The 12,434-nt window shown below is 72.6% G+C and carries 12 protein-coding genes; 10 read left to right on the forward strand and 2 right to left on the reverse strand.

What is annotated here, in order from left to right:
- Window positions 1-101 precede the first annotated feature (101 nt).
- From WJ438_RS17355 to WJ438_RS17370, 4 genes are all read left to right on the forward strand, one after another.
- Complete coding sequence (locus tag WJ438_RS17355; RefSeq protein ID WP_406726058.1) at window positions 102-1,511, forward strand: sensor histidine kinase; 1,410 nt, start codon at window positions 102-104, stop codon at window positions 1,509-1,511.
- A gap of 194 nt (window positions 1,512-1,705) precedes the next feature.
- Window positions 1,706-2,377: a LuxR C-terminal-related transcriptional regulator gene (locus WJ438_RS17360; RefSeq protein ID WP_406726059.1), complete on the forward strand. Its 672-nt coding sequence runs from the start codon at window positions 1,706-1,708 to the stop codon at window positions 2,375-2,377.
- A gap of 257 nt (window positions 2,378-2,634) precedes the next feature.
- The gene (locus WJ438_RS17365; RefSeq protein ID WP_406726060.1) at window positions 2,635-4,566 is read left to right on the forward strand and encodes a 2-oxoacid:acceptor oxidoreductase subunit alpha; all 1,932 of its coding nucleotides are present in this window, start codon (window positions 2,635-2,637) and stop codon (window positions 4,564-4,566) included.
- Window positions 4,559-5,641 (forward strand): 2-oxoacid:ferredoxin oxidoreductase subunit beta, encoded by a 1,083-nt coding sequence (locus WJ438_RS17370; protein ID WP_406726061.1) that lies wholly within the window; start codon window positions 4,559-4,561, stop codon window positions 5,639-5,641. The genes WJ438_RS17365 and WJ438_RS17370 overlap by 8 nt, the downstream gene beginning before the upstream one ends.
- Window positions 5,642-5,702: 61 nt before the next feature.
- Here the strand turns inward: WJ438_RS17370 and WJ438_RS17375 are convergent, their stop codons facing one another.
- Window positions 5,703-6,101 (reverse strand): winged helix-turn-helix transcriptional regulator, encoded by a 399-nt coding sequence (locus tag WJ438_RS17375; RefSeq protein ID WP_406726062.1) that lies wholly within the window; start codon window positions 6,099-6,101, stop codon window positions 5,703-5,705.
- 91 nt (window positions 6,102-6,192) lie between these two features.
- Here WJ438_RS17375 and WJ438_RS17380 point away from each other — a divergent pair, with 91 nt between their 5' ends.
- From WJ438_RS17380 to WJ438_RS17390, 3 genes are all read left to right on the forward strand, one after another.
- Window positions 6,193-7,047, forward strand: coding sequence for an SDR family oxidoreductase (locus WJ438_RS17380; RefSeq protein ID WP_406726063.1), 855 nt, complete (start codon window positions 6,193-6,195; stop codon window positions 7,045-7,047).
- 183 nt (window positions 7,048-7,230) lie between these two features.
- Complete coding sequence (rarD, locus tag WJ438_RS17385; protein WP_406726064.1) at window positions 7,231-8,271, forward strand: EamA family transporter RarD; 1,041 nt, start codon at window positions 7,231-7,233, stop codon at window positions 8,269-8,271.
- 26 nt (window positions 8,272-8,297) lie between these two features.
- Complete coding sequence (locus WJ438_RS17390; RefSeq protein ID WP_406726065.1) at window positions 8,298-8,804, forward strand: VOC family protein; 507 nt, start codon at window positions 8,298-8,300, stop codon at window positions 8,802-8,804.
- Window positions 8,805-8,824: 20 nt separating this feature from the next.
- Here WJ438_RS17390 and WJ438_RS17395 read toward each other — a convergent pair whose 3' ends face one another.
- A complete protein-coding gene (locus WJ438_RS17395; protein ID WP_406726066.1) occupies window positions 8,825-9,328 on the reverse strand; it encodes a hypothetical protein in 504 nt (167 codons plus the stop codon).
- 635 nt (window positions 9,329-9,963) lie between these two features.
- Here WJ438_RS17395 and WJ438_RS17400 point away from each other — a divergent pair.
- The 3 genes from WJ438_RS17400 (at window position 9,964) to WJ438_RS17410 (ending at window position 12,389) form a co-directional block, all read left to right on the forward strand.
- Complete coding sequence (locus WJ438_RS17400; protein WP_406726067.1) at window positions 9,964-10,224, forward strand: hypothetical protein; 261 nt, start codon at window positions 9,964-9,966, stop codon at window positions 10,222-10,224.
- A 272-nt stretch (window positions 10,225-10,496) separates the two neighbouring features.
- Window positions 10,497-11,003, forward strand: coding sequence for a DUF6668 family protein (locus WJ438_RS17405; protein ID WP_406726068.1), 507 nt, complete (start codon window positions 10,497-10,499; stop codon window positions 11,001-11,003).
- Window positions 11,004-11,081: 78 nt separating this feature from the next.
- Window positions 11,082-12,389 (forward strand): amidase family protein, encoded by a 1,308-nt coding sequence (locus WJ438_RS17410; protein ID WP_406726069.1) that lies wholly within the window; start codon window positions 11,082-11,084, stop codon window positions 12,387-12,389.
- Window positions 12,390-12,434: the final 45 nt, after the last annotated feature.

A 12,434-nucleotide genomic window follows, 5' to 3' on the forward strand; every position in this document is an offset into this window, starting at 1 on the left:
CCCGTCCAAGACTGCGACGTACTCCATGGTCCGCCGACCTGCGGCCCAGCAGTCTGGAGATACGACAGCACAGCCGCCGGACGAGGAGAAGGACGACGCCGATGGCCACGGAGTACGGACAGGGCTACGGGCTCGACAGCACGCCCGCCGGGCACCCCGGGTATCCCGGGAGGGCCGGTGAGCGGCGACACCGGCTGCCGGCCGTGCTGCGGGCCCCGGTCGGGGGACGGATCTGGCGCGAGCTGGCATATGTACTGCTGAGCCTGCCGATCAGCATTCTGCTGTTCACCTACGCGGTCACGATGGTGTCGCTGGGGGCCGGTCTGCTGGTGACCTTCCTCGGCGTTCCGGTGCTGGCCGCCGGGCTCGCCGGATGCCGCGGGTTCGGGGCGTTGGAGCGGGCCCGGGCCCGGGGACTGCTGGGCCTGGACGTGGTCGAGCCGGAGCCGCTGCGCATGAAGCGGCAGGGGTTCACGGCCTGGCTGGGCGCGGTGCTGAAGAGCGGTGCCTCGTGGCGGTCCCTGCTGTACGCGGTGCTGCATCTGCCGTGGGCGACGTTCTCCTTCGTCGTCTCGGTGACCTTCTGGACGATCGGCTGGTCGCTGCTGACGTATCCGCTGTGGTTCTGGGTGTTCCCGGTGTACGCCGGTCAGGGCGGGATCCAGCTGTACGGCGACGGGCAGCACCGGATCCATCTGGACAACCCCTTCGAGATCACGGTGACCGCGCTGATCGGACTGCTGTTCACCCTCACCACGCCGTGGATCGTGCGCGCGCTGACCATGGGGGACAGGCTGCTGGTGCACGGGCTGCTCGGGCCGTCGCGGCTGGTGACGCGGGTGGTGGAGCTGGAGTCGGACCGGGGGGCCGTGGTGGACACGGCCGCGGCGGACCTGCGGCGCATCGAGCGCGATCTGCACGACGGGGCGCAGGCCCGGCTGGTGGCATTGGCCATGGATCTGGGACTGGCGAAGGAGAAGCTGCGGGAGGACCCGCGGGCCGCGGCGCACATGGTGGACGAGGCGCACGGCGAGGTGAAGACGGCGCTGCAGGAGCTGCGGGACCTGGCGCGCGGCATCCATCCGGCCGTGCTGACGGACCGGGGGCTGGACGCTGCGCTGTCGTCGGTGGCCTCCCGGTGCACGGTCCCGGTGCGGGTCGAGGTGGATCTGACCGAGCGCCCGGCGCCGGCGATCGAGGGCATCGCGTACTTCACGGTCTCGGAACTGCTGCAGAACATCAGCAAGCACGCGCGGGCGACCTGGGCGGCCGTGGAGGTGTGGCGTACGGAGAACCGGCTGATGGTGCAGGTCGAGGACAACGGTGTGGGCGGCGCCGATGTGTCCGGGGGGTCCGGACTCGCCGGGCTGGCGGAGCGGCTGGACGCGGTGGACGGAATCCTGGTGGTGAACTCACCGGCCGGCGGTCCGACCCGGGTGACGGCGGAGCTGCCGTGGCGGGCCGGGCGGACGCGGCGACCCGGTGGTGAGCAGCGGCTGAGCGGCGAATGAGGCGCGGCTGAGCAGCGGCCGAGGGAGCCGGGAAGGAACCCGAACGGCAGGTGTGCGGGGACGGGCGGTGGGCCCGGCCCCGCACCTCCTCGCGTCGCCCCCTCCGCATCGCCCACCGGATACTGGAATGCTGGTCCCGTCAGCCGGGCCTGCCGTACGGGCGGGCGCGGAGGAGGGGCGGGGGCCGAGAAAACATGGAGGACAGGGTGCGCGTGGTCATCGCCGAGGATTCGGTGCTGCTGCGGGAGGGCCTGACCCGGCTGCTGACCGACCGGGGGCACGAGGTCGTGGCCGGGGTCGGCGACGGTGACGCGTTGCTCAGGACCATCACCGAGCTGGACGGTCAGGGCGAGCTCCCGGACGTCGTGGTGGCCGACGTCCGGATGCCGCCGACGCACACCGACGAGGGGGTGCGGGCCGCCGTACAGCTGCGCAAGGCGCATCCGGGTGTCGGGGTGCTGGTGCTGTCCCAGTATGTGGAGGAGCGCTACGCCACGGAGCTGCTCGCCGGCTCCAGCCGCGGCATCGGCTATCTGCTCAAGGATCGGGTGGCCGACGTGCGTGAGTTCGTGGACGCGGTGGTGCGCGTGGCCCAGGGCGGTACGGCCCTGGACCCAGAGGTGGTCGCGCAGCTGCTCGGCCGCAGCCGCAAGCAGGACGTCCTCGCGGGACTCACCCCGCGCGAGCGGGAGGTCCTGGGGCTGATGGCCGAGGGACGGACGAACTCGGCGATCGCCCGGCAGCTGGTGGTGAGCGACGGGGCCGTGGAGAAGCACGTCAGCAACATCTTCCTGAAGCTGGGCCTGTCCCCGAGCAACGGCGATCACCGCCGGGTGCTGGCCGTGCTCACCTACCTCAACTCCTGACCGCCGGGTCCGCCCCCGGCCGAACCGCCGGCGAGCGGGCGGCGTCCTTTGAAGTGAAGGGGCCGGGCTCGGCAGCCGGGCTCGGCGGTGGGGGGAATCCGGGCAAAAGGCGGGACACGTCGGCACACCGGGCATCTCGAAGTCGTGTCCAAGATGCGAATGGCCTGAGGAAGGCGACCCTCACGGACGTAGGCTTGATCCAGGGACGGCCTGCGGGAGGGCCGGTCCCGGACAGCGCCTCGAGGAGGTCCAGTTCAGTGACCAGCCAGGTCAGCAGCCCAGCGGAGCAGACCGACGGAACAGTCCTAGGAGGGCAGCGCAAACCGGCGGGAGCGAAGGACGTCCGCCGCCTCGACCGGGTGATCATCAGGTTCGCGGGGGACTCGGGTGACGGCATGCAGCTCACCGGTGACCGCTTCACCTCGGAGACGGCGTCGTTCGGCAACGACCTGTCGACGCTGCCGAACTTCCCGGCCGAGATCCGCGCCCCGGCCGGCACCCTGCCGGGCGTCTCGTCCTTCCAGCTCCACTTCGCCGACCACGACATCCTCACTCCCGGTGACGCGCCGAACGTACTGGTGGCGATGAACCCGGCCGCGCTGAAGGCGAACATCGGGGATCTGCCGCGCGGCGCGGAGATCATCGTCAACACGGACGAGTTCACCAAGCGGGCGATGCAGAAGGTCGGGTACGACAGCAACCCGCTGGAGGACGGTTCGCTCGACGGCTACAGCCTCCATCCGGTGCCGCTGACGACACTGACGGTGGAGGCGCTGAAGGACTTCGACCTCAGCCGCAAGGAGGCCGAGCGCAGCAAGAACATGTTCGCGCTCGGGCTGCTGAGCTGGATGTACCACCGGCCCACCGAGGGCACGGAGAAGTTCCTGAAATCGAAGTTCGCCAAGAAGCCGGACATCGCGGCGGCCAACATCGCCGCGTACCGGGCGGGCTGGAACTTCGGCGAGACGACGGAGGACTTCGCCGTCTCCTACGAGGTGGCCCCGGCCGCCGCGGCGTTCCCGCCGGGCGTGTACCGCAACATCTCCGGCAACCTGGCCCTGGCGTACGGCCTGATCGCGGCCTCCCGGCAGGCGGATCTGCCGCTGTTCCTGGGGTCGTATCCGATCACCCCGGCCTCGGACATCCTGCACGAGCTGAGCCGGCACAAGAACTTCGGTGTGCGGACCTTCCAGGCCGAGGACGAGATCGCCGGCATCGGCGCCGCGCTGGGCGCGTCCTTCGGCGGTTCGCTCGCCGTGACGACGACGTCCGGCCCCGGGGTGGCCCTGAAGTCCGAGACGATCGGTCTCGCGGTGTCGCTGGAGCTGCCGCTGCTGATCGTGGACATCCAGCGCGGCGGTCCGTCCACGGGCCTGCCCACCAAGACCGAGCAGGCGGACCTGCTCCAGGCGATGTACGGGCGCAACGGCGAGGCCCCGGTCCCGGTGGTCGCGCCGCGCACGCCGGCCGACTGCTTCGACGCGGCCCTGGAAGCGGCCCGGATCGCGCTGACCTACCGGACCCCGGTGTTCCTGCTCTCCGACGGCTATCTGGCCAACGGCAGCGAGCCGTGGCGCATCCCGGACCCGGAGGAGCTGCCGGATCTGAGCGTGCGGTTCGCCCGCGGCCCCAACCACACCCTGGACGACGGCACCGAGGTGTTCTGGCCGTACCAGCGGGACCCGCACACCCTGGCCCGGCCGTGGGCGGTCCCGGGCACCCCGGGTCTGGAGCACCGGATCGGCGGCATCGAGAAACAGGACGGCACGGGCAACATCTCCTACGACCCGGCCAACCACGACTTCATGGTGCGTACCCGGCAGGCGAAGGTCGACGGCGTCGAGGTCCCCGACCTGGAGGTCGACGACGCGGACGGCGACGCCAGGGTGCTGGTCCTCGGCTGGGGTTCCACCTACGGGCCGATCACCGCGGCCGTACGGCGCATCAGGGGCGCAGGTGGCGCGATCGCCCAGGCCCATCTGCGCCATCTCAACCCCTTCCCGCGGAATCTCGGGGAGGTCCTGGAGCGTTACGAGAAGGTGGTCGTACCCGAGATGAACCTCGGCCAGCTCGCCACCCTGATCCGGGCGAAGTACCTGGTCGACGCCCACTCGTACAACCAGGTGAACGGCATGCCGTTCAAGGCGGAGCAGCTTGCCAAGGCGCTGAAGGAGGCCATCGATGACTGAGACGATGCCGGGAGGCGGCCCATCCCTCGGCGAGGCGCTCTCCCTGGTGCCCAAGGCCGAGGCCAAGCAGTCCATGAGGGACTTCAAGTCCGACCAGGAAGTGCGCTGGTGCCCCGGCTGCGGCGACTACGCGGTCCTCGCCGCCGTGCAGGGCTTCATGCCCCAGCTCGGACTGGCGAGGGAGAACATCGTCTTCGTCTCCGGCATCGGCTGCTCGTCCCGCTTCCCGTACTACATGAACACCTACGGGATGCACTCCATCCACGGCCGCGCCCCCGCCATCGCGACGGGCCTGGCGACGTCCCGGCGCGACCTGAGCGTATGGGTCGTCACGGGTGACGGGGACGCGCTGTCCATCGGCGGCAACCACCTGATCCACGCGCTGCGCCGGAACGTCAATCTGAAGATCCTGCTGTTCAACAACCGGATCTACGGCCTCACCAAGGGCCAGTACTCGCCGACCTCCGAGATCGGCAAGATCACCAAGTCGACGCCGGTGGGCTCGCTGGACGCGCCGTTCAACCCGGTGTCGCTGGCGATCGGCGCGGAGGCGTCCTTCGTGGCCCGCACGGTCGACTCGGACCGCAAGCATCTCACCGAGGTACTGCGGCAGGCCGCCGCCCATCCGGGCACGGCACTGATCGAGATCTACCAGAACTGCAACATCTTCAACGACGGCGCCTTCGAGGTCCTCAAGGACCGCCAGCAGGCCGAGGATGCGGTGATCCGGCTGGAGCACGGCAGCCCGCTCCGCTTCGGCGCCGACAATTCGAAGGGCGTCGTACGGGACCGGGCCACCGGCGATCTGAAGGTGGTCGCGGTGACGCCGGAGAACGAGGCGGAGATCCTGGTCCACGACGCGCACTCGGCGTCGGCGACCACCGCGTTCGCGCTGTCCCGGCTCGCCAATCCGGACACCCTGCACCAGACCCCGATCGGCGTCTTCCGCTCCGTGGACCGCCCGGTGTACGACACGCTGATGGCCGAGCAGTTGGACAACGCCGTCGAGCAGCACGGCAAGGGCGAGCTCGGCGCGCTGCTCGCGGGCAACGACACGTGGACGGTCGTCGGCTGACCCCGACCACCGGCCGACACCCGGCGGCCACCCGCCCGTACGGACCCGAGGCCCGGACGCTTCAGAGCGTCCGGGCCTCGTCGTACGCCTTCCGGGCGGTCAGTACGTCGTCCATGCGCCGTTCGGTCCACAGCGCCAGCGCGCTCACCTGCTCAGCCGCCTCCAGCCCCAGGTCGGTGAGGGAGTAGTCGACCCGCGGCGGGATCACCGGCTTGGCGTCACGGTGGACGAGCCCGTCCCGCTCCAGTGTCTGGAGGGTCTGGGTGAGCATCTTCTCGCTGACCCTGCCGATCGCGCGGCGCAGCTCACTGAAGCGGTGGGGCCGCTCCCGGAGGCGGATCAGCACGAGCACCCCCCAGCGGCTGGTCACATGCTCCAGGACCAGGCGGTGCGGACACATCGCCTCACGCGCGCTCCGCCGGCCCTCGCCCTCCCGAACGGACACGTCACTTACCGTCATGCCGGTACCTTACTTCAAAGTGGGTACTTTCCCATAGTTAGCGCAGCTCTTAAGGTTAGTGCCATACGCACCCCCACAAGGAGTTCTGATCATGAGCATCGTCGTCACCGGAGCCACCGGAAACCTGGGCCGCCACGTCGTGGGGCAGCTCCTGGAGAAGGTTCCGGCCGAGCAGGTCACCGCCGTCGTACGCAGCGCCGGGAAGGCCGCGGACCTGGCGGAGCGCGGGGTACGGATCGCGGTCGCCGACTACAACGCCCCCGAAACCCTCGAGGGCGTGTTCACGGCCGGCGACAAGGTGCTGCTGATCTCCGGCAGCGAGGTCGGCGCGGACCGGGTGGCACAGCACACGGCCGTCATCCACGCCGCCAAGGCCGCCGGTGTCTCCCTGCTCGCCTACACCAGCGCCCTCGGAACGCTGACCGCCGCGCTCGCCGACGACCACCGCGGCACCGAGAAGGCACTGCTCGACTCCGGCGTGCCGTACGTCCTGCTGCGCAACGGCTGGTACCACGAGGTCTACACCGAGAACCTCGCCCCGGTGCTGGAGCACCACGCGGTCGTCTCCGCCGCCGGCGAGGGCCGTCTCTCCTCCGCCGCGCGCGCCGACTACGCGGCGGCCGCCGTCGCCGTGCTGACCGGCGAGGGCCACGAGGACAAGACGTACGAGCTGGGCGGCGACGAGTCGTGGGACCTCGCCGAGTACGCGGCCGAGCTGAGCCGCCAGACCGGCAAGGAGATCGTCCACAAGCCGGTCACGGTCGAGGCGCTCACCGGCATCCTGACCGGCGCCGGGCTCCCCGAGCCGGTGGCCGCCATCTTCGCGGGCACGGACGTCTCCATCGAGAAGGGCGAGCTGGTCGTCACCAGCGGCGACCTGACTCGCCTGATCGGCCGCCCGACCACCCCGATCGCGGACGCCATCGCCGCCGCGCTGAAGGCCTGACCACCGGGGCAGACCCCGGGGTGGGCCCCAGAGCAGGCCTCGGGCGGCCCTCGGACCCGACGCCCCCGCTCGTCATGACCGTGTCCCGGTACGGGCATGACACGCGGGGGCGTCCGGCGTTACCGTCGTCCGGGCGAGCGTCGCTCGCCCCAGGCACGCGTCAGGCAAGAAGGAGGGCGGCCCGTGACCGAGAAGTCGGACGGCGAGCGGCGTAAAGGACTGCTGAACGGCTTCGCGGCTTACGGCATGTGGGGGCTCGTTCCCCTCTTCTGGCCACTGCTGAAGCCCGCCGGAGCCGTGGAGATCCTGGCCCACCGGATGGTCTGGTCGCTGCTCTTCGTGGCCGCCGCCCTGCTCGTCATACGTCGCTGGGCCTGGCTCGGCGAGCTGCTGCGGCAGCCGCGCAGACTGGCCCTGGTCGCCGTCGCCGCGGCGGTCATCACCGTGAACTGGGGCGTCTACATCTGGTCGGTGAACTCCGGGCATGTCGTCGAGGCCTCCCTCGGCTACTTCATCAACCCGCTGGTCACCATCGCCATAGGTGTCCTGCTGTTGAAGGAACGGCTGCGGCCCGTGCAGTGGGCGGCGGTCGGGGTCGGCTTCGCGGCGGTGCTCGTCCTCACCATCGGCTACGGCCGCCCGCCGTGGATCTCGCTCTGCCTCGCCTTCTCCTTCGCCACGTACGGACTGGTGAAGAAGAAGATCAACCTCGGCGGCGTCGAATCGCTGGCCGCCGAGACGGCCATCCAGTTCCTTCCCGCGCTCGGCTATCTGCTCTGGCTGGGCAGCCGGGGCGGATCCACCTTCGGCGTCGAGGGAGCGGGACACGCGGCGCTGCTGGCCGCCACCGGCCTCGTCACCGCGCTCCCCATGGTCTGCTTCGGCGCCGCCGCCATCCGCGTACCGCTGTCCACCATGGGGCTGCTCCAGTACCTGGCCCCGGTGTTCCAGTTCCTGCTCGGCATCCTCTACTTCAAGGAGGCCATGCCGCCCGAGCGCTGGGCCGGATTCACGCTGGTGTGGCTGGCGCTCATGCTGCTGACCTGGGACGCGCTGCGCACCGCCCGCCGGTCCGCCCGCGTACTCGCCACCGAGCGCGCGAGGGCGTCGGCCGCGGCCACAACCGGCGCGGCGGCGGTCCCGGTGGACCCGTCGGTCGTGGCGAACCCCGCGGTCGTGGTGGGCGCACTGGACGCGCTGGATGCGCCGAAGGTCCGGCCGTAACGCTCCTCAGCGCGTTGAATGGCCGCATGACGCAGCCGCCGGCATCACCCACGCCCGACACCGCCGACACCCCTGTCGCTCCCGTCGCTCCCGTGCACTGGAAGCTCGTCATCGACGCGGTCGACCCCCACGCGCAGGCCGATTTCTGGGCCGCCGCCCTCGGGTACACGGTCGAGGACAACAGCCCGCTCATCGAGAAACTGCTCGGCCGGGGCGCCGTACCGGCCGACCTCACCGTCGAGCACCACGGCCGCCGCGCCTTCCGGGACCTGATCGCGGTCCGGCATCCCGACGACCCGTACGAGGAGGAGAGCGGCACGGGTCTGGGGCGGCGGCTGCTCTTCCAGCGGGTGCCGGAGGCGAAGACGGTCAAGAACCGGCTCCACCTCGACCTGCATCCCGGTGAGGGGCGCCGGGAGGAGGTGCGGCGGCTGGAGCGGCTCGGCGCGAGGGTGCTGCGGCAGGTGCGGGAGCCGTCCGGTTCATGGACCGTGATGACGGACCCGGAAGGTAACGAGTACTGCGTGCACTGAGCCCCGCGCCCCGCGCCCACTCACCCGTGCTGGGCGCGGGCGCGGTCGGTCAGCCGGCTCATGCGGGTGCGAGCGGACTCCAGTTCCTCGATCTCGTCGGCGGCCGGGCCGTCCTCGGCGGCGAGTTCGGTCCACAGTTCGATCAGCCCGCGCCCCAGCTCCAGCCCGCGCAGCGGATCGCGCACCGCGCGCCAGGCGGTGGCCGCGCTGCGGACGTTGCCGTAGGCGGCCTCCGCGTCGCCCGCCCTGCGGTGGATCCCGGCGAGGTCGAGGGAGAGCCGGAAGGCGTGGAGCGGCTCGTCACCCAGGTAGGCGATGTACGCGGACAGCTCGCGCAGCTTGAGCACCTCCGGGTGCTCGGGCCCCAGCGTCTGCGACGCCTCGGTCACCGTCTCACCGGCAAGTCGCGCCGCCGTGTCGATCCGGCCCGCCCGAACGGCGTCGTTGATCCGGCCCATGGGCTCGGCCAGGTGGGTCTCGCCCGGGGTGCCGGGCGGCTCGTCCCCGAGCACCGCCTCCGCCACGGCGTCGAAACCGCGGGGCGGGGTCGGCTTGAGGTCCGGGTCGAGGGCGGGTTCGGACTCGGCCTCCGCAGCCGATTCGGGGGTGCGGGGAGGAGCGGCCCCTGGTGTCGGGGGCGGTATCCGGTCGGCCGGCGGCAGCGGACCCGGTATCCGGTCGGCCGGGGGAGCGGGTCCGGTATCCGGTCAGCCGGGGGTATGGGAGGCGCTGAGGGCGCCGGGGGTGTCGGGGGTGCCTGAGGCGCCGACGGTGCCTGAGCGGGTGCCGGGTGCCGGGTGCGGTCTGCCTCGGGGGCGGGGTACGGCCTCGGGTCCATGGGCGGGGGCGGGCCGAACTCACCCGTCGGCGGCGCGACCGTGCCGGGAGGTACGGCTTCCGCCGACTCGGGCACCGGCCGCAGCCGGAAGGTGGGTGCGCTGTCGCGCACGGGAGCGGGAGCCGGGGTCGGTGCCGACGCCGGGGCCCGTGCTGCCGGCTCCTGCGCGGGGTTCGGGTCCGCCACGGGGCGCAGGACGTGGGTGGGCCGATCGTGCTCGGGGCGCGACGGCGGGGCGGGTTCCGCCGAAAGGGGTACGGCGCCGGTCGGCGCCGTCGCCTGGGCCGGAAGCCGCACCTGGGCCTGGACAGGGGCCTGGGCATGGGCAGGCGGCTGTGTCTGGTCGGCCCGTCCGGGTTCCTGGGCCGGCTCCATGGGGACCGGTTCTCCGGCGAAGTGGCTGGCGCCGTCCGGGTCGATCCGGAGCGGGACGACGTACCCGATGCGCTCGTCGTGGACGGTGGCGAGGACGGCGTGGCCCGAGGCGACGGCGATGCGGTGGAGGCGGTTCAGCACCGCCTGCTGCACCTCCTCGTCGGGTCCGGCGACCACCAGCACTCCGCCGACCGACGCCTTCCGTGAGCCGGCACCCGCCGCAGGGGCGGGGACATGGACGTCGATCGGCACTGCCGCACGGTTCGCCGCGTGTGCGGCCTGCTGCTGTTCCCGCTTCTTCTCGCGGCTGAGTCGCGCCATCGTCCCCTCATTCGGGTCGTAAACCTACCGACGAGTCTGTCCGCTCATCCCCGTTTCTCACGTCACCGCGTTGTCACAGGCTCGTCCCAACGGCCGTCCGCCCGGTTCCGTGCCCGCCGGCCGGCATGAGGACCGGGGTGACGAGGCAGGAGAGGGGCATGCGTACAGGCATGCGACAAGGACCGGAGATCTGGATCCGAGGGCCGGTGGCCGCGCCGGAGCCGGTCCCGCCGGAGCCCGCCCGCGCCCATGCGACGGCCCGGCGCTTCTCCTGGGTCGGCACCCACGGCGGCGCCGGGGTCTCCACGCTGGCCGCGGTCCACGGCGGTCACGACAGCGGCCGCGCCTGGCCGGGCCGGGGTGATCCGCAGTCGGTGCTGCTTGTCGCCCGGACACACGCGTCCGGTCTGGACACCGTCGTCCCGACCGTGGAGATGTTCCGGCGCGGGGAGGCCCCGTACGGGCTCGACCTCGACGCCGTGGTCCTGGTGGCCGACGCGCCGGGGCGGCTGCCCCGCCCCCTCGCCCAGCGCGTCCGGCTCATCGAGTCGCTGATCGACGTGTACCGCGTGCCGTGGGTTCCCGAGTGGCGCCTGGGCGACCTGAGCGGCCGCCCGCCCCGCGAGACGGAGCCACTGGCCCGCCTGACGGGATCGCTGCGCTGACCCGCACCGACGCGCGCCGTCCTCCTCACGCCTCTCGGCTCCAGCGTATCGGCCGCGCGAGCGGGGAAGGAGCCGGGCGTGAGGAGACTGGTGGGGGCCGCTCCGTCCAGGACGGTGGCGGAGATCGCCTCCGCGGTGCGCGCGCGGAGACTGCGGGCCGTCGATGTGGTCGCGGAGGCGCTGGCGCGGATCGAGCGGGCCGATCCGGTGCTGTGCGCGTTCACCGAGGTGTGGGCCGAGGAGGCGCTGCGGCGGGCGGCCGAGGTGGACGCCCGGCTCGATGCGGGTCCACCCGGCTCCGGCGGGGCCGGGAACCCGGGAGCCGAGAGTCCGGTGGCGGGTGGGTGGCTGTCGCTGGCCGGGGTGCCGGTCGCCGTGAAGGGGCGGTACGGGCGGCGGGCGGCGGGTCCGCTGCTCGCGGCCGGTGCTGTCGCCGTGGGGGCCACCGCCGTACCCGGGCCCGGCACCCCCTGGCAGACCTGGGGGCTCGGGGCGCGCGGACGGACCGTCAACCCGTGGCGGGCGGACCGCACACCGGGCGGTTCCTCGGCCGGGGCCGCGGTCGCGGTGGCGGCGGGGCTGGTGCCGCTGGCGACGGGCAGCGACGGTGCGGGGTCGGTACGCATCCCGGCGGCGTGGTGCGGGGTCATCGGCCTGAAGGTCACCAACGGCCGCCTCCCGTCACCCGACCGCACGGGGCTCGCGGCACCCGGCGTCCTCGCCCGTACGGCAGCGGACGCGGCGGCCTGGTGGCGGGCGGTGTCGCCGCCGCCCACCGCCGTCGAGGCGTCGCCGCCCGGCCCCCGCACCGCGCTCTGGTCCTCCGACCTCGGCTACGCCGACCCCGACGAGGAGCCCGTCGCGCTGGCCCGCGCCGCGGTCGACCGGCTCGTCGACGCCGGAGTCGTACGGCTCGTACGGCCCCCGCGGCCCGTACGGTCGTCGGAGCCTCCGCTGCTCCTGGACCCCGCCCCGGCCTGGCTCGCCCTGCGCGCCCCCGGCGGTCCCCGCCCCGGCCTCCTCGACCCCGCCGGCCCCTCCGAAGCCCACCGCGTCCGGGTGGCGAACGACCGGCGCCTGGCCCGCCTCTTCACCCACGCCGAGTTGCTGCTGACGCCCACGGCGCCTACCGCGCCGCACGGCCACGAGGGCCCCGGTGACGTCTACTCCACCTCGCTCACCTGGGCGTTCAACGTGAGCGGGCACCCCGCGCTGAGCCTCCCGGCCGGGTTCGGCAGCGACGGCTGCCCGGCGGGGCTCCAACTGGTGGCACCGCACGGGCGGGAGGCGCTGCTGCTCGCCGTGGCACGGGCGGCGGAACGGCGGGGTGCGAGCGGCGCAGGAGCGGGGGCGGGTCCCTCGGGTCCAGGCGGTTCTATGCGGTGATGTCCTTCTTCGTGAACCTCGCCCGGGCCGCCGAGCCGAACACCA

Origin of the sequence: Streptomyces sp. GD-15H, assembly GCF_045291515.1 — a bacterium.
GTDB lineage: Bacteria > Actinomycetota > Actinomycetes > Streptomycetales > Streptomycetaceae > Streptomyces.